We start from the raw sequence: 18783 nt of genomic DNA, 5'->3' as shown, positions 1-18783 counted from the left end.
AAATTACAATCCTGCACCATGGCAATTCTTGTATTTTTTGCCGCTTCCGCAAGGACAAGGTTCGTTTCTTCCGATGGTCACCTCTTTGCGTACCGGTTGCTGAGGAACCTGTTCACGGGTATCCTCCATCACCATGCCTTCATCTGTGGCCTGATGAAACTCAGGTTTAGACATTTTCAGTCTGCTGGGTGCGGATTTAGGTGCCTGTGCTTCCCGAAGGTCATCTGCTTCCTGGTGAATTGGAATACCACCTTTATACAGGAAGCTCACCACTTCTTTATTTACAGCGTTCAGCATATTTTTAAACAAGTTAAAGGCCTCCATTTTATAAATCACCAATGGATCTTTTTGCTCGTAAACTGCATTCTGTACCGATTGTTTCAATTCATCCATTTCGCGCAAATGTTCTTTCCACGACTCATCGATCAGGCCAAGGACTATTGTTTTCTCAAATGATTTGGTCACCTCACGGCCATTGTTATCGATGGCCAGTTTTAAACCTACCGGCACCTGTATGCTGCGCAATCCGTCTGTAAAAGGAATGACAATCTGCTCAATGTGCTGACCACGTTCTTCATAAACCTGGTTCAATACCGGCATGGCCTGCTGGATAATGGCATCCGATTTTCTGCTGTAGAAAGTCGCTGCTTCTTCAAACAACTTATCGGTAATCTGGTGGATATTTTTGGAGCTGAATTCCTGCTCGGAAATAGAAGTATCCAAAGAGAAATTTTTAATGACTTCCAGTTTGAAGCCTTCGTAATTTCCTTCTTCTTTATATTCAGTAGCAATGTCTTCGGCCACATCAAACACCATATTGTTCATGTCCACATCCAGACGCTCGCCAAATAAAGCATTTTTACGTTTGGCATAAATCACAGAACGCTGGGAGTTCATCACGTCATCATACTCCAGCAAACGTTTACGGATCCCAAAGTTGTTTTCCTCTACTTTTTTCTGTGCACGCTCAATAGATTTGGTAATCATAGAATGCTGGATCACCTCTCCGTCTTCGATACCCATTCTCACCATGATGTTGGAAATACGTTCCGAACCAAATAACCTCATCAGGTTATCTTCCAGGGAAACAAAGAACTGGGATGAACCCGGATCTCCCTGACGGCCCGCACGACCACGCAACTGACGGTCTACACGACGCGATTCATGGCGTTCTGTACCTACGATGGCCAAACCACCGGCTTCTTTTACGCCAGGGCCCAATTTAATATCCGTACCACGTCCGGCCATATTCGTCGCAATGGTTACCTGACCAGCCTGTCCGGCCTCTGCAACGATATCTGCCTCTTTCTGGTGCATCTTCGCGTTCAGTACATTGTGTTTAATGCCGCGAAGTTTCAGCATCCGGCTGAGCAACTCCGAAATCTCTACCGAAGTGGTACCCACCAGTACAGGTCTTCCGGCCTGGGTCAGCTGAACAATTTCTTCGGCGACCGCATTGTATTTTTCACGGATGGTCCGGTATACGTAATCCTGATGATCTTTCCTGGAAATGGTCCGGTTGGTTGGAATTTCCACCACATCCAGTTTATAAATAGACCAGAACTCTCCAGATTCAGTTGTCGCTGTACCGGTCATACCGCAAAGCTTATGGTACATCCTGAAGTAATTCTGCAGGGTAACGGTTGCATAAGTCTGGGAAGCGTCTTCCACCTTTACATTTTCCTTCGCTTCAATGGCCTGGTGCAATCCGTCTGAATACCGGCGGCCATCCATAATACGGCCGGTCTGCTCATCTACAATTTTAATTTTGCCTTCATCGATAATGTATTCCACATCAATTTCAAACAAAGTATAGGCTTTAAGCAACTGGTTCACCGAGTGGATGCGTTCTGCTTTGATGGAGTAATCCCGCATCAGCTCATCTTTTTTCGCAATCTTTTCTTCACTGCTTAAAGCAGATTTTTCAATATCGGCGATTTCGGTACCTACATCCGGTAAAACAAAGAAATGAGGATCTTCACCTGATTTAGTGATCAGTTCAATCCCTTTTTCTGTCAGTTCCACCTGATTGTTTTTTTCATCAATATAAAAGAACAGTTCAGAATCTACCTTTGGCATATTCTTGGACTGATCGGCCATATAGTGATTTTCGGTTTTCAATAAGGTTTGTTTTACACTACCCTCACTTAAAAACTTAATCAGTGCTTTATTTTTTGGCAAACCACGGTGCGCCCTCAACAAGGCCAAACCACCTTCACCTTCTTCGGTTCCGGTTTTACCATCGTTAATTAATTTTTTTGCTTCATTTAAAGCTTTGGTCACATACTCTTTCTGCGCATTCACCAAACGCTCTATCCTTGGTTTCAATTCATGGAATTCGTGCTGGTCCCCAAAAGGAACCGGACCTGAAATGATCAGCGGGGTACGCGCATCATCAATTAAAACCGAATCGACCTCATCCACCATGGCAAAGTGCAGCTTACGCTGTACCAGCTGATCCGGTGCCTGCGCCATATTGTCACGCAGGTAATCAAAGCCAAATTCATTATTTGTTCCGTAAGTAATATCTGCCAGGTAAGCTTTTCTTCTTTCCGGTGAGTTCGGTTCATGCCTGTCGATACAGTCCACGGTTAACCCATGAAACTCAAACAAAGGGCCATTCCATTCAGAGTCACGTCGTGCAAGGTAATCATTGACCGTAACGATGTGTACACCCTGTCCGGCAAGGGCATTCAGGTAGGCAGGCAGGGTACTGACCAGGGTTTTACCCTCACCCGTTGCCATTTCGGCAATTTTACCGCTGTGCAATACAATACCACCAATCAGCTGTACATCATAATGTACCATGTTCCAGAGCACCTCATTACCGGCAGCATCCCAGTGGTTGGCCCACAGGGCTTTATCACCCTCAATTTTCACGTTATTTTTACGTGCAGCATAATCCCTGTCAAAAGGACTGGCGGTCACTTCCAGGAAAGCATTTTCAGAAAAACGTCTTGAAGTTTCTTTAACCACTGCAAAGGCCTGTGGCAAAATATCCAGCAGCACCACTTCCAGTTCTTTATCGCGGTCTTTGATCAGGGCATCGATCTGATCGTACAATGCCGTTTTTTCAGGCAAAGACAAACTCTGGCTTTCTGCGTCTGTTTTCAGACCACTGATCCTGCCATCGATATCTGCTAAAGCTTTGGCTATAACATCTTTAAAATAGACCGTTTTATCACGTAGTTCATCATTAGATAAAGCAGACAGCTTAGCGTATTCCTCGTTTATTTTGATTACGATAGGCTGTATGGCTTTAATATCTCTTTCTGATTTGCTTCCAAATACCTTGGTTAAAAATCCTAACATCTCTTTATGCTTGTGTTTATTTATTTTAAAATCATCAATTTACAACAACCAAGCCATATCAGCGGATAAGCCAGATTGGCAGTCGTCGGGCGCTAAAATTACAAAATATCCTGTACTTTGCTCCCGCGCAGCCGTTTTATTTTATCTTTGCCCCAGGAACAGAACATCCGGTTCTGTCTGTAACATAAAAACAAAGCACAAACAAGATGAATATCTTACTATTAGGTTCTGGCGGAAGAGAAAGTGCCCTGGCCTGGAAAATGAGCCAGTCTCCTTTAAAAACCCAGCTGTTCATTGCACCCGGAAATGGCGGAACAGCTGCCTACGGAAAAAACATCAACCTTAACCCCAATAATTTTCAGGCGGTGAAAGACCTGGTCCTGAAAGAAAACATCGAACTGGTGGTGGTTGGCCCGGAAGAACCTTTAGTAAAAGGTATCCATGACTTTTTTCTGGAAGACCCGGACCTGGCCGCCATTCCGGTGATCGGGCCAAAAAAAGAAGGGGCCATTCTGGAGGGGAGCAAGGATTTCTCCAAACAGTTCATGCAACGTCATGGCATTCCTACAGCAGCCTCCCGGTCCTTTACCAAAGAAAACCTGGAAGAAGGCTTAACCTACTTGCAAAACCACGCCCTTCCCATTGTGCTTAAAGCAGATGGTCTGGCCGCAGGAAAAGGGGTCCTGATTCTGGAGAACCACGATGAAGCACAGCAGGAACTGAAACTGATGCTCAGCGGGAAATTCGGTGAGGCCGGAACAACCGTTGTGGTCGAAGAATTTTTAAGCGGGATAGAACTGTCGGTCTTTGTACTCACAGACGGAGAAAACTATGTGATCCTGCCGGAAGCAAAAGACTATAAACGCATCGGGCAAGGCGACACAGGTTTAAATACCGGAGGTATGGGCTCTGTTTCACCAGTTCCTTTTGCCACCAAAGCTTTCCTGGACGAAGTGGAAAAAGACATCATTGTCCCAACCGTACAGGGCCTGAAAAAAGATAACATTGACTATACCGGGTTTATTTTCTTCGGCCTGATCAAAGTGGGCGAAAAACCTTTTGTTATTGAATACAATTGCCGCATGGGCGATCCGGAAACAGAAAGTGTCATCCCAAGGATTGAAAATGACCTGGTAGAACTTTTCCTGGCCACCGCAGGCAAGAAATTAAAAGCCGTTAAAATGAACATCAGTCCCAAACATGCAGCAACCGTCATGATTGTTGCCGGTGGCTACCCTGGTGATTATGAAAAAGGGAAAACCATTACCGGTTTGGAGAACATCCGCCGTTCCACCGCTTTCCACGCCGGCACCATTGCCGAAAACAGCGTGATCAAAAGCAATGGCGGAAGGGTTTTGGCCATCAGCAGCCTGCAGGACAGTCAGTTTGAAGCCCTGCAAAGTGCCACAGCCGACGCCGCAAGAATTTATTTTGATGGAAAATACTTCAGGGAAGACATTGGTTTCGACCTGATGTAAGTGCCCTCACCCATAAAAAAAGCCTCCGCTGGACTTCAGCGGAGGCTTTTTTTTGGATACTGTTTTTATTGGTTGTCTACATTCTGTTTCAGCGCGGTACGCACCGATGCCGGAACATTTGCAAAGAAATTATAGCCTGTTGCCGTTTCAATGGCATTTACCGAAGTCCTGTAGGTTTTCCAGTCCTGGTTAATGGAATTGGTATTTGGCGTATTGACTGTAATGACACGTGTGCTGCTGCTGATGCGGCTCAGGTCATTGTTTCCATTGGGCAACACCACAATAATTTTCCAGACATTGGAAGGCACCGTTACGTTGCCATTGTCAACGGTCGTGGTTACCCCGCCATTGGAGCCCGTACCTCCGGTTCCGTAAGAACCGCAAATCACATACACCTCATTTCCTGCTGTAACCAGCGAACGGGTGTAGTTTTCCAGATTGGCCCAGGTCTGCTGGTTGTTGTTTGGTGCCTGAGGAATCATATTGGTCATTAAAAAAGTGGCAGAATTTGCTGTAGTCGTAGAAGTGCGGTCTCCAGAAGGGCAGTTGTGCCCACGGTCAAAACCAGAACCCGAATAACTGCTGCTTTGTACCTGGTACCATCCCGAAGGCAGGCTGGTGTCGGCCCTGAAGTCATTGGAACGGGAAGCAGTACCCAGGTCGGAAGACTGAATGTGCCAGCTCACCCAGTTTGGTGTACCCCTGTCGCGGTTATAAGATACGGCATAATAAGGCTTGTCCATCAGGTAATTGTTGGCAGAAGTGACATTGGCCACCGCTCCGCTGGGATTGCCCAGCAATAAATTGTTGTCGTCACCCGGTACAGTGCCCCCGCCTCCGGGAGGGGTGACCACATCACCGGTACTGATGAGCACATCATCAATATTGATGCGGTTGCTTCCGCCCGAAACTTTACGGACAGCGATACGGATGTTCCCGGTTTGGGTCAACTGGAAACTGGCCTGCTGTAAACTGGTGGAAGAGCTGCTTACTGTTGCCCCAACCTGTGCATAGGTACTTCCACCATCGGCAGATACCCAAAGCTGCCAGGTGGAACTTCCATCTGAACCATAGACTGCATGGTTTAAGGTGACCGTTGTGCCCGAGCCTGCATTGACATTAAAATCCATGGAAACCGATCCCGTATTTCTGATGCGAACAGATTTGCTGCCCGACTTTGCATCCGCAGCACTGTTGCCAATCAGCGCATCGTCCAGGGTCCAGGAACCACTGCCGAGCGTTACAGAAGCCGCAGCATAACTGGCCTTGGTGCCATTTTCAAAATTCTCGCTCAGAATTTGCTGTGCCGTGGCCTGGGCCAGGCTTAAACCGGCAGGACGCTGCTGGTTTTCTACAACCACAGGTTCAACCTGGCTTTCTTTTTTACAGGAGGCCAGGGCAAGACAAAGCATACCGGCCAAACTAAATTGTCTGATGAAACGATTCATAAAGGTTTGATTTATTTAGGGGATTAAGATTCTATCGCATAGGTAGAAAGGGACAATGTATCCTGGTCAGGAAGAACTGCCGTGATGATGATGGGGACCCTGGTCCCGCCTTCCAGACGGAACACCTGCAGATTGCTGCAGTTGTTTTTCAGAAAAGTATAGAGTTCTCCAAATTTCTGCGCATTTTCCACAATAACCCGGTCACCGGGGTCTGCCTGGTTCAGAATGTCCGAAAAAAAAGCAGCCGGATCGATACTGCTCAGTGACTGCGGGTCCTTGTCATTTTGCAAGGCAATTTTTGCCCGGAGTTCTTCTTCCCCCAGGGGGCCGAGCTTTTCGCTAAGCAGGGGCGCTTCAGATTCACTGAAATACAATAAGCCATCCAGATGGGCTTGTAATGTGGTAAAAAACTGTTCCTGATCCATAGGTAATTGAGTAGGTGTACCTAAAGATAATCAATAAAAGCATCCGAAAACCTGTTTCAAAAAGCATCATCATAATTTCATATTCGCTTAACAGCCAGGCCTGGTGTAAATAAATCTTCCTGTCGGTCAAATGCCTAAAAACTACTGTTTGCTCATAATACAGGAAATGGTTACATTAGAGCAATAGAATTAAACTAGAGCACTCCACCCATTTAGTCGACAGCCTGATGAAAACTGCCGGCTTTTTGTATTTTGTGCCACGATATAACAGCGATCTATGGTGCATGCCAGTATTGTTACCGGACCAGTAAAACCGGATATCCTTCTTGAAGAAACGCTCGCAGACCTGTTCCGGCAGTCTGCAAAAACATATGCACCTGAGCCATCACTAACCTTTGGCGAAGAAAGCCTTTCCTATGCCCAGCTGGACCGTTGGAGTGATGCCATTGCCGGCTTCCTTTCCGAAAAAGGAATTGTAAGGGGCGATAAGGTTGGCATTTGGTGGCCCAGGGGCTTAAAGCTTCATGCCGCCATTCTGGGCATCATCAAAGCCGGAGCGGCCTACGTACCCCTGGACCGGGAAATGCCTTCCGAACGGGTAGAACTGGTGATGCAGGAAGTAGGCGCAGCCGCCTGCTTTGCTGAGCATCAGCTCAATACCAATTGCCTGCAGCTGGAAGTTCCCGAGCGGCCTGAAGCCGCAGAAAACATCAGCATCCCTGCGGGTCCGCTCCCGGACGATGATGCTTATGTCCTGTATACCTCTGGCAGTACCGGCAAACCCAAAGGCATTCCCATTACGCACCGTCAGATTTGTCATTTGGTGCGTGCGGAACAATTTTTATTCAACATCCTTCCACAGGATAAGGTATATCAGGGTTTTTCGGTGTCATTTGACATGTGGTGTGAGGAAACCTGGGTCAGTTACCTGGCCGGGGCCAGCATCTGGGTGGCCGATAACACCACCTCCAAAGCCATAGACGAGCTGAGCAATACCTTAAAAAAAGAAGGCATTACCATATTACATGCCGTGCCCAGCCTGCTGGCGGTTATGGACAGTCCCTTGCCGGCCATCCGGCTGATCAATGCCGGTGGAGAGGCCTGCACCCCACAAGTGCTTCAAAAATGGGCAGCGCCGGGCCGTCTGTTTTTTAACAGTTACGGGCCAACCGAGACCACCGTTTCGGCAACCATGGCGCTGCTGAACCCGGGCGACACGATTACCATTGGCGTACCCATTGCCAATTACAACCTGGCCGTGGTGGATGAACAATTTAACCCGGTACCTTTGGGCGAAAGGGGCGAACTGGTGATTTCCGGCCCGGGGGTTTCCAATGGTTATGTGAACCTCCCGCAGCTGACGGCAGAAAAATTTATGGCCAAACCGGCCAATCTGGCCCAGTTGCCCGGAGACCGGATTTACCGGACCGGTGATGCGGCAGTGATCAATGCCGATTACAGCATTGATTTTCAGGGCCGCCTGGACGACCAGATCAAACTCAGGGGCTACCGGATTGAGCTGGGCGAAATTGAAAGCCGGCTGAACCAGATCCAGGGTGTATCGGCAGCAGCAGTTGCGGTAAAAAAAGACAGCAACGACCAGGACCAGCTGGTGGGATATATTGTTCCCGATGGCTCCCTTAACCTGGACGATCCGCTGATCCGTTTGGAACTGGCCAAATTCCTGCCCCCCTATATGGTGCCCGGAACCATTGCCATTCTGAAGGAAATGCCCCGCATGCCCAGTGGAAAAGTCAACAGAAAAGCCTTACCAGTACCCGAATCGATGCTGAGCCTTCCTGCAGACCTTTCTTCAGAAACACTGGACGTCAATGCCCCGCTAAAAGACCGGGTACTGGCCATGTTGCGAAAAACTTTTCCGGGCAGGGAAATCAATGAAGGGCTTGATTTTTTCAATGACCTGGGCGGACATTCTTTGCTCGCTGCAGCTTTTGTTTCCAAACTGCGCAACGACTGCAACATTCCGCACGCCTCTTTAAAAGATGTCTATACCCAAAGGCCTTTAAGTAAATTAATTGAAGTCTGGGAAGAGGTTCCCCAGCAGCAGCAGCAAAAAGAAAAGGTTTTTCATGAAGTCCCAAGGCTCCGCTTTTTGTTGTGCTGGCTGGCACAAAGTATTTCCCTGCTGTTTATTTACGGCCTTTTTGCCATCCAGATTTTTGTGCCCTACCTGGGTTATTATTACATCAGGGAAGCCACCGAAAGCCTCACTTATGGCTTACTCACCGCATTAGGCCTCTATTGTACCCTTCCGCCTTTTTTCACTACCCTGAGCATCCTGCTCAAATGGCTGGTTATTGGCAAAATGAAAGAAGGCGATTATCCTTTATGGGGAACTTATTATTTCCGCTGGTGGTTTGTCAAAACCCTGCAGGGCCTGGTCCCTATACAATTTATGAACGGTACCCCGGTGTATCCGGTTTACCTCCGTTTAATGGGTGTAAAAGTGGCTGCCGACGCACAGCTCAGCTCCCTGACCATTGGTGCAGAAGACCTGGTCAGTATAGGCAGTGATGTGAGCCTCAGCTCCCAGGTGGTCCTGAACAATGCAGTGGTCGAAGATGGCCTGCTTAAACTGCGCCGGATTAGCCTTGGCGATCATGCTTATATTGGCAGTAGTGCCGTAATTGGTGCAGATGCCGTGGTGGAAGCCTGGGGTGAATTACAGGACCTGAGCTATTTGCCTTCCGGACAAAAAATTGGCTCAGGCGAAGTATGGAAAGGCAGCCCTGCACAGCTGAAAGAGAAAAAGCAGCCTTCAGAATTGCCACAGCCCCTGGTGATCACTGCAGCGAGAAGGCGCTTTTACAGCCTGGTTTTTTCTTTTCTGCTGGTGATTTTTCCAGTGATCATTTTATTGCCCCTGCTGCCCACCATCCTGGTGTTAAACGCCATGGACGATGCAGCCCCGGATTACAATTTCAATTACATGATGATTGTTCCGGTACTGGCCATTTCCTATATTATACTTTATGCACTGGAAACCATTGCCCTGACCCGGCTGCTCCAGATCGGGATCAAACCGGGCAAACATTGCATTTACAGCCGTTTTTATGTGCGCAAATGGCTGGCAGACCAGTTGATGTCTTTGAGCCTGATTGTCATGCACCCTATTTATGCGACCGTTTTTGTGGCGCCTTTTTTCAGGTTGCTGGGTGCCAAAGTGGGCAAAAACACAGAAATCTCCACCGCCAGCAATGTTACCCATCCCCTGTTGGAAATTGGCGACGGGGCTTTTGTGGCAGATGCGGTGGTGCTCGGTGAAGCCGATGTCAGGGGCCAGCAGCTGATCCTGGACAAAACCATTATTGAAAACAAAAGTTTTGTGGGCAACAGTGCACTGATCCCTCAAGGATACCATTTACCAGGGGATATGCTCATCGGGGTCTTGTCTACCCCACCCGAAACCGCCCAGCTTGAGGCTTCAACCGCAAAAGACTGGTTTGGTTCTCCGGCCATCGCCCTGCCGCGCAGGCAGGAAAGCAATCCTTTTTCGGATGAGCTGACCACCAAACCTTCCTTTCTGCGTAAGGTGGCCCGGACAGTGACAGAATTTGTCCGCATCATTACCCCCGAAACGGCCATCATTTGCTGCAGTATTTTGTTTATTGCACATGGTCATGACCTGCTCACCAAAAAACCTTTGTGGCAGATCCTGTTGCTTTTTCCATTTTATTACCTGGTTATTATGGGCCTTCCTGCCTTTTTGGTCACTGTATTGTTCAAATGGGTATTCGTTGGAAAATACAAAGTACAGCAGAAACCCATGTGGACCTGGGCCGTATGGAAAAGTGAGGCCATTACCTCCACCTATGAAGCCCTGTCTGTCCCATTTTTGCTGGAATATTTAAAAGGCACCCCATGGCTGCCGCTGGCCTTAAGGTTACTTGGCGTAAAAACCGGAAAAAGGGTTTGGATGAACACCACCGATGTAACCGAGTTTGACATGGTCAGCATAGGCGATGACAGTGCCTTAAATGAAGATTGCGGTCCTCAGACGCATTTATTTGAAGACCGGGTGATGAAGGTTGGTCATGTAAAAATCGGTGCAAGGACCAGTGTAGGTGCCCGCAGTATTATTTTATACGATACAGAGGTTGGCAATGATGTCAAACTGGAGGCCTTATCCCTGGTCATGAAAGGGGAAGTACTTGCCCCCGGCACCTCCTGGATCGGCAGTCCGGTCAAACCCTTATAACAGCAAAAACTGTAGGTTACAAAAAAGGCTTCCTGGATCAGGAAGCCTTTTTTATGGATACGAAAATGCCTATTTAGAAGCACCCAGCAATTCTGCCAGTTTGCTTTGCAAAGCTTCATCCCTGATGTTTTTAGCAACGATTTTTCCATTTGGATCAACCAGTACATTCGAAGGAATGGCCTGGATGCCATACATTTTAGAAACCTCATTGTCAAAATACTTCAGGTCCGAAACATGTGTCCAGGTCAAACCATCATCTTTAATGGCTTTTAACCAGGCCTCTCTGCCATTAGGACGCTCCAAAGAAACCCCCAGAACAGTAAAGTTTTTGTCCTTATATTTATTATAGGCTTTAAGTACATTCGGATTTTCCTGACGACAAGGACCACACCAGGATGCCCAAAAATCAACCAGTACATACTTACCTTTGAAGTCTGATAATTTCACTGGTTTTCCATCCGGATCATTTTGTGTAAAATCCATTGCCATATTTCCTATATCTGTTTTCTTCGCAGATTCAATGGCCTCTGCAATGCTTTTACCCAGTGGGGTCGCTTTCAGACTGGCCGAAAACTTATTGAACTCCGGTTCTGCAACTTTAGGTTTAATGTCATAACCAAGAATTTTTTTATAGGCAACCAATGCCATATAAGAATTTCTGTTTTCGCGAATAAACTTTTCATTCAAGGGCTCCATCTCCTTTTCTATTGCCTCAAAACGATTATCCATATCCTTCTGAAGGGCAAGGTCCTTGCGCTGTTCCGGACTCTGGTTCCTGTACTGGTTGGTTAAAACATTCCTTTTATCTAAAACGGGCTTTAGCATAGCCAAATACCGCGCATTGTCATCATTTATCCCAGAGCCTGAAACCACGGCCCGATAGATGGAATCGGGCGTTTTAATACTGATGTTCGTATTTTCAAGATAAAAGTTTAAGATGTCCATTTTTCTTTTCATGTCGGGCTTTACAGCCGGATCATACTTAATCTGCAAGATGGCTTCAGCAGGTCCTTTTACCTTGCCTTTAAATTCAAAAGCGCCGTTCAACACAGCAGAAGAATCGCTGATCATAGCATTTCCAACAATGTACCTAAGATAAACTTTTGCAGGTGCATTCAGCTTGCCTGCTTTTCCCTTAATGGTAAATCCGTCTTGTGCTGCAACTGCCAAAGGAAAGAGTAAGGCAGCCGATAAAATGAATGATTTCATTTAAATAATTTGTTTTAGGTTAGAAGCTAAAAATAACAATAACGACATAATAATCAACAGACAAAACGCACTTTATTTATCTCCCATATTGTGGTTTGACTGACTTTGTGTTTTCTGCAAAATAAAAAAAGGCTTCCTGGATCAGGAAGCCTTTTTTTATGGATACGAAAATGCCTATTTAGAAGCACCCAGCAATTCTGCCAGTTTGTTTTGCAAAGCTTCTTCCCGGATGTTTTTAGCAACGATTTTTCCGCTTGGATCAACCAGTACATTCGAAGGAATGGCCTGGATGCCATACATTTTAGAAACTTCATTGTCAAAATATTTCAGGTCTGAAACATGTGTCCAGGTCAAACCATCATCTTTAATGGCTTTTAACCAAGCTTCTTTGCCATTTGGACGGTCCAGGGAAACACCAAGAACAGTAAAGTTTTTGTCTTTGTATTTATTGTAAGCGGTAACCACATTCGGGTTTTCATGACGGCAAGGACCACACCAGGATGCCCAGAAATCAACCAGTACATACTTACCTTTGAAATCTGAAAGTTTCACTGGTTTTCCGTCCGGATCATTTTGTGTAAAATCCATTGCCATATTACCTATAGCTGTTTTCTTTGCAGATTCGATGGCCTCTGTAATACTTTTACCCAGTGGGGTCGCTTTCAGAGCGGCAGAAAACTTATTGAATTCCGGTTCTGCAACTTTAGGGTCAATGTCATAACCTAAAACACCTCTGTAAGCCACCAGCGCCACATAAGAATTCCTGTTTTCATTGATGAATTTTTTATTCAAAGGCTCCATTTCCTTTTCGATCGCATCTGAACGCTCTTCAAGGCTTTTCTGATAAGCAGGCTCTTTACGCTGTTCCGGCGTTTTGGCGTAATATTCTTTGTTTAAAGCCTGCATTTTATCAGAAGCCGGTTTCAACAAAGCTTTATACTTTGCATTGTCATCATTTACCGGCGAACCTTTAATGCTTGCCTTGCTCACTGAATCTGCTGCAGAGATGGTGATCACCTTATTTTCTACATAAAAGCCTAACACATCCAGAGGTGTTTTTTTGGAAGGGTCAACCGCAGCCGAATGTTTAATTCTCAGCTGGGCCTGCGTAGGACCAGGTACTTTGCCTTTAAACTCAAAAGCGCCATTAACCACAGCGGTTGAATCGTCTACTAAGGTTGGTCCGGATTTATATCTTAAATAAGCTTTTGCCGGTGCATTCAGCGCGCCTACTTTTCCTTTAATCGTGTATCCGTCCTGGGCCATAACTGCCAGGGGCAAAAGAAATGCCGCGGATAAAATGGTTCTCTTCATGGGGGTGTTTTTTTATGTTATTGGGTTAATTGTTATCCAAATTTAATTATTCGTTGCTAAATATCTGGTAATGAACCAAAGATTATTACAAAAGTTTTTGATAAGTCCGCCACCAGAGGTCTGGGACCTCGCCGTTGACGGCGGTAGTATAATCTTCATACCGGCAAGGGATCAGGTGATAACGCTCGTTTTTCGAAACGCCACTGGGGTAAGGTACCTGCATCCACCAGCGGTCTGATTTTTTGCTTTTTACAAACAGCATTTCCCCTGGCCCATCATTTAAACTGGCCCTGTAAATCAGGTATTGAGATTTCGGGGTCAAAGGAAAATCCTTTTTACGGTTGTAAAAGCCTTCTATAAAATACCAGACCACCTGGGCCAGCAGCATGGCCGTCTGGCTGTTGCTGTCAAATGCCGGATTAAATTCGTAAAAACCGATAGAGCTCAGCTTATCGTTCATTCCGGCATAACGGGCAATGCGGCAGGCCTGTTCGCCATAAAAACCATTTGGGCCTGCATTGGCATTCGCTGCGGCATCAGAAGAGCGGATGGCCGAGAGGTCAAAGCTGATCATATTGGCGTTCCTGATTACAGGTTCTGCCAGGGAAATGTCCGACATAAACTCCCCCAGCCGGTGCACGTCAAAATACAGTTTGTTCATGACCCTTAAACTCTCCTGATTGACAAAATAGGTTTGATAACCAATATTGCTAAAATTAAACAGGTAATTGGGCTGATGTAAAAAAATCTTGTTCAAATAGGTATCTGAACGTGTTTCTATGCCCTGGTGATCATCTTCATCCAGGTCAAACTTATTGTCTACCACCACCAGGTCAACTTTTTGTTCCAGCTCCTGATAAGCAAGGTACTGGGCATAGGTGATGTCCTGTCCACCGCCAATCAGTACCGGGAGGATGTTCATTTTAATCAGTTCGGCAAGTACGGTTTTTACGGCAATATAGGTATCGGAAACTGCTGCTCCGGCCTTAATATTGCCCAGGTCTATAATCCGGCTGTTAAAATCGCCCTCATTGAGCAGATAAAACTGTGCCCTGAAATAATCAGGCCCCAAAGCGCAGCCATTGTTGTTTACCGCAGCCCGGTCATCCTGCACACCAATAATGGCAATATCATAAGTGTTTTCCTCCAGCTCAGGAAACTGATCCGTATAAAAAGCGGCCTTTAATCCCAGCTGGCTGGTATAAAAGCCCTGTTTCGGTGTAAACTGGTCCAGGTTTAAAGGAGAAAAAAAATCTGATAAGGACATAATTAATATAATCTATGGCATCAAATATCTATTTTTGAGCGCATATATTAATGAACATCCTAAAAATAATAACATGATACTGGTTACTGGCGCTACTGGATTTTTAGGAGCAGAGCTGACACATCAGCTTACTGCACAGGGTTTAAAAGTCCGTGCATTAAAGCGGGAAAATTCTGTGGTTCCGCCGCTGCTTCAGGGAAACCAGCAGATCGAATGGTTCCAGGCCGATATTAATGACATCTCGCGGCTGGAGGATGCTTTTGAAAACATCACCAAAGTATTTCATTGTGCGGCAATGGTTTCTTTTGACCCTAAAGACAAAAGCACCCTGCTCAAAGTGAACATTGAGGGCACAGGCAATGTGGTTAACCTTTGCTTGCAGCATGGTGTACGCCTTTTGCATGTCAGCTCGGTTGCTGCATTGGGTAATGCCAAAAAAGACCAGCTCATTACTGAAAAAGATTTTTGGGAGTATGACGCCCATGTGCACAGTTACGCCATATCCAAATACGAGGGCGAAATGGAGGTCTGGAGGGGTATTGCCGAGGGCCTGAATGCCCTGATTGTCAACCCTTCTGTCATTATAGGCCCCAACTCTGGCTTCAAGGGCAGTGGGGCCATTTTTGAACTGATCAAAAAGGGCTTTTCCTATTACACCAAAGGGGCTACAGGTCTGGTGGATGTTCGCGATGTGGCCAGCGCCATGGTCCGCCTGATGGACATGGACCTGCGGGAAGAGCGTTACATCCTGTCAGCAGAAAACTACCATTATCAAAAATTATTTGGAGAAATTGCCAAAGGTTTTGGCCGCAAAGCACCCCATAAAGAAGCTAAGGCCTGGATGCTGGGCATAGCCTGGAGGGCCGCAAAACTGGCTTCCCTTTTTAGCGGAAAACCTGCCGGCATCACCAGTGATGCGGCCAGAAGCAGCCTGCAGGAAAGCCTGTACAGCAACGAGAAAATTAAACGAACCATAAATATGACCTTCAGGCCCCTGGATCAAAGCATCGCGGAGACCTGCAGCACCTTACAAGCCTTATAACCATGAACCCCAGGAACTATTACATTATAGACTTTGACAGCACTTTTACACAGGTGGAAGCTTTGGATGAACTGGCCCGGATTTCCCTTAAAAAACACCCGGACAGGGAACTCATTTATAAAAAAATAGAAGACTATACCAACCTGGCTATGGAAGGAAAACTTTCCTTCAGTGAAAGCCTGGCCCAAAGGGTAAAATTACTGGAGGCCAATGAAGATCATTTGAAACAACTGATCAAAAGGCTGAAGAAAAAAGTATCCAGCTCCTTTTCCCGCAATGCGGCCTTCTTTAAAAAACATGCCGACGAGGTTTTAATTGTGTCCGGTGGCTTTAAAGAGTTCATTACCCCTGTGGTGAGCCAGTACCACATCAAAAAAGAAAACATTTACGCCAACACCTTTGTCACCACCGGTGATGGAAAAATTATAGATTACGACCATGCCAACCCCTTGAGCGAAGAGGGCGGAAAGGTGAAGCTGATGCAGCACCTGAACCTGGAGGGAGATTTGTATGGTATAGGTGACGGTTATTCTGATTTCCAACTTAGAGAAAGTGGGCTGATTAAAAAATTTTATGCCTTTACAGAAAACATTGCCAGGGAAAGTATCGTCAAAAAAGCAGACCATGTGACCCCTAGTTTCGATGAATTCCTGTATGTAAATAATTTACCAAGGGCCATCTCCTATCCAAAAAACAGGATCCTTTGCCTGGTCATTGGCGAGGTACCCGAAGAAAGCATTAACCTGTTGAAAAAAGATGGTTTTTCCATCCGCCACAAAAGCAGTTTTGAGGAGAAGTATGTGGCCGATGTGCACATGTTGCTGCTGGCTGATGAAGAAAAAATCGAGACAGAGAAATTAAAACGGGCGGTAAAGCTAAAAACCCTGGGTTATCTGGGCAATGCAAAAAAACTCGACCTAACCACTTGTACCGAAATGGGCATTGTCGTTTTTGACGACCTCAAAAACAATCCCCGCAACCGGAATTTTATTCCCAAACGCATGATTGATTTTATGAATACGGGAACCTCCTACATGAGCAACAATTTCCCGAACCTGCAATTGCCAAGAATAGAAAAGTCCCATCGCCTGATCCATATTCATCATAACGTTCCGGGCATCATGGCCCAGATCAACACCATTTTTGCAAAACATGACATCAATATTGTCGGACAGTTTCTGATGACCAACCCGACCATTGGTTATGCCATTACCGACATCAATGCAGAGTACGACAAGGCTTTGTTCAAGTCGCTTAAAAAGATCGACCAAACCATTAAGTTCAGGGTGTTGTACTAACCTTTTTCCGGAGGCTTTCTTTTGACCAAGTTCGCACCTTCTTTTGAGCTTCTTTTGAAAAAGGACCCAAATTCAAAACAAGTCCCGAAGAAGCTCAAAAGAAAGTGCATCTTTTTTAGGGCTATACACAAGTCTATTTTAGCGGAAACTGCCACAGGCTGCTGCTGTTTTTTTTTGCACACTGAATACAAATTCGTATCTTGTTTTGAGCAGAAAACGGGATGGGACCGGGACTTAAAGGATCCCGGAAAAGGGCTGTAGGTTTGCCTGATAACTCCGCCGATCCTAAGCTTAGTCTGAGCCGATCCTGCGCCGTATCTTACCCGACAAAAGCCATTCAAAAGACGGCCAGCAGCTATACCAGGCCGGGCCTTTACTGAAGGCAGCATTCAGTGCTGCTTTAAGTCCCGCTCCGCTTCAAATTCACTTCGGTAAAATGTTAAATTTTAGGTTAAGGCTTTTGTTTTTCAGCCCCTGTTCAAGGAAACTCGCTTTCAAATGACCATATAATCTGATTTTTTAATTACTTTTGGTTGAATCTTAGACTATACAGCAGTGACAGAGACCTTAACTATCAAAACGACTAAGGCTGGCCATTCCAGGCTGGCAGAGACAGATTTTACAAATTTACCCTTTGGTAAGTTTTTCACAGATCATATGTTTATTGCCGAATATGAGAACGGGGAATGGGGCAATCTTCAGGTCCTGCCTTACGGACCAATTCCATTGAGCCCGGCCATTTCTGCATTGCATTATGGACAGGCTATTTTTGAAGGGATGAAAGCCTATCGCCAGGCCGACGGAAAAATCAGTGTATTCAGGGCAGACAAAAACTTTGAACGTTTTAATAAATCTGCGGTACGTATGGCCATGCCAACCATTCCTGAAGAGGTATTTATGCAGGGCATTGCTGCACTGATCAAAACCGATGAAGCCTGGGTACCAAACCAGGAGGGTTATTCGCTTTATCTTCGTCCGGTCATGTTTGCCACAGACCCTTATTTAGGCGTACGGGCTTCCGAAAAATATATTTTTGCCGTTCTGACTACCCCTACAGGCCCTTATTACAGCAAAGCCTTAAAAGTTAAAATCGAAACTGAATATACACGTGCAGATGAGGGTGGTGTGGGTTATGCCAAAACCGCTGGTAATTATGCCCGCTCTTTATACCCTTTTGCGCAGGCCGTTAAAGAAGGCTTTGACCAGTTGATCTGGACCGATGCGGTTACCCATGAGTTTATTGAAGAGGCCGGAACTGCCAACCTGATTTTTGTGATCGATGGTAAGCTGGTAACCCCTTCGGTAAGGAATACTGTTTTGGACGGCGTGACCCGTGACACCATTATCCAGCTGGCTAAAAAAGCCGGAATTGAAGTGGAAGAAAGAAGGGTTAGCGTTAAAGAAGTGATCCAGGGCATTGAAAATGGTCAACTGACCGATGCTTTTGCCGCCGGAACCGCAGCAACGGTGACCCCTATTGGCGAAATCAGTTATCAGGGTAAACTTTATCAGTTAACAGATCCGGCTACACGCACGGTTTCTGCCGGAATTGCAAAAACACTAAATGACATCCGTTACGGACTCGCGCCAGATGAATTTGGCTGGAACTGGGTCTTGTAACCTGTAAAATGATACACCATCCACTATGGTGATTTTTTGTAAGGCGCCCGCAACAACGGGCGCCTTACTTGCGATGTAACATCTATCGGACAATTCAAATCCCCTGTTTTCTTTATTTAATTTTGAACCACAACAGATCGCCCTCAATTCA

11 protein-coding genes are annotated in these 18783 nt (G+C 46.1%); 5 read left to right on the top strand and 6 right to left on the bottom strand.

What is annotated here, in order from left to right; genetic code table 11:
- Positions 1-3 precede the first annotated feature (3 nt).
- Entirely contained in the window at positions 4-3312 is a 3309-nt protein-coding gene (gene secA / locus B0O44_RS07690; protein ID WP_110828873.1) for a preprotein translocase subunit SecA, read from the bottom strand.
- A gap of 206 nt (positions 3313-3518) precedes the next feature.
- Here secA and purD point away from each other — a divergent pair, with 206 nt between their 5' ends.
- On the top strand, positions 3519-4790 hold the full coding sequence (gene purD, locus B0O44_RS07685) for a phosphoribosylamine--glycine ligase (protein ID WP_110828870.1): 1272 nt from the start codon (positions 3519-3521) through the stop codon (positions 4788-4790).
- 65 nt (positions 4791-4855) lie between these two features.
- Here the strand turns inward: purD and B0O44_RS07680 are convergent, their stop codons facing one another.
- Together B0O44_RS07680 and B0O44_RS07675 are read right to left on the bottom strand one after the other, a co-directional pair.
- On the bottom strand, positions 4856-6238 hold the full coding sequence (locus B0O44_RS07680) for a DNA/RNA non-specific endonuclease (protein ID WP_211321332.1): 1383 nt from the start codon (positions 6236-6238) through the stop codon (positions 4856-4858).
- A gap of 23 nt (positions 6239-6261) precedes the next feature.
- A complete protein-coding gene (locus tag B0O44_RS07675) occupies positions 6262-6663 on the bottom strand; it encodes a nuclease A inhibitor family protein (protein ID WP_110828865.1) in 402 nt (133 codons plus the stop codon).
- 277 nt (positions 6664-6940) lie between these two features.
- Between B0O44_RS07675 and B0O44_RS07670 the strand changes: the two genes are divergently transcribed.
- Positions 6941-10882 carry a Pls/PosA family non-ribosomal peptide synthetase gene (locus tag B0O44_RS07670; RefSeq protein ID WP_110828862.1) on the top strand — a complete coding sequence of 1314 codons (3942 nt, stop codon included), beginning with the start codon at positions 6941-6943 and terminating at the stop codon, positions 10880-10882.
- A 69-nt stretch (positions 10883-10951) separates the two neighbouring features.
- On the opposite strand, the gene B0O44_RS07665 is transcribed toward B0O44_RS07670, so the two are convergent.
- From B0O44_RS07665 to B0O44_RS07655, 3 genes are all read right to left on the bottom strand, one after another.
- Entirely contained in the window at positions 10952-12091 is a 1140-nt protein-coding gene (locus tag B0O44_RS07665) for a TlpA disulfide reductase family protein (protein ID WP_110828859.1), read from the bottom strand.
- 174 nt (positions 12092-12265) lie between these two features.
- Positions 12266-13405 carry a TlpA disulfide reductase family protein gene (locus B0O44_RS07660; protein ID WP_110828856.1) on the bottom strand — a complete coding sequence of 380 codons (1140 nt, stop codon included), beginning with the start codon at positions 13403-13405 and terminating at the stop codon, positions 12266-12268.
- Positions 13406-13490: 85 nt separating this feature from the next.
- Positions 13491-14672 (bottom strand): formimidoylglutamase, encoded by a 1182-nt coding sequence (locus B0O44_RS07655; RefSeq protein ID WP_110828854.1) that lies wholly within the window; start codon positions 14670-14672, stop codon positions 13491-13493.
- 73 nt (positions 14673-14745) lie between these two features.
- Between B0O44_RS07655 and B0O44_RS07650 the strand changes: the two genes are divergently transcribed.
- The 3 genes from B0O44_RS07650 (at position 14746) to B0O44_RS07635 (ending at position 18632) form a co-directional block, all read left to right on the top strand.
- Positions 14746-15714 (top strand): SDR family NAD(P)-dependent oxidoreductase, encoded by a 969-nt coding sequence (locus B0O44_RS07650; protein WP_110828852.1) that lies wholly within the window; start codon positions 14746-14748, stop codon positions 15712-15714.
- 2 nt (positions 15715-15716) lie between these two features.
- On the top strand, positions 15717-17012 hold the full coding sequence (locus B0O44_RS07645) for an HAD-IB family phosphatase (protein WP_110828849.1): 1296 nt from the start codon (positions 15717-15719) through the stop codon (positions 17010-17012).
- A gap of 555 nt (positions 17013-17567) precedes the next feature.
- A complete protein-coding gene (locus B0O44_RS07635) occupies positions 17568-18632 on the top strand; it encodes a branched-chain amino acid aminotransferase (protein ID WP_110828844.1) in 1065 nt (354 codons plus the stop codon).
- Positions 18633-18783: the final 151 nt, after the last annotated feature.

It is taken from the genome of Pedobacter nutrimenti (genome assembly GCF_003208655.1).
Lineage (GTDB): Bacteria > Bacteroidota > Bacteroidia > Sphingobacteriales > Sphingobacteriaceae > Pedobacter > Pedobacter nutrimenti.
This window is presented reverse-complemented; position numbering and strand designations above follow the sequence as displayed.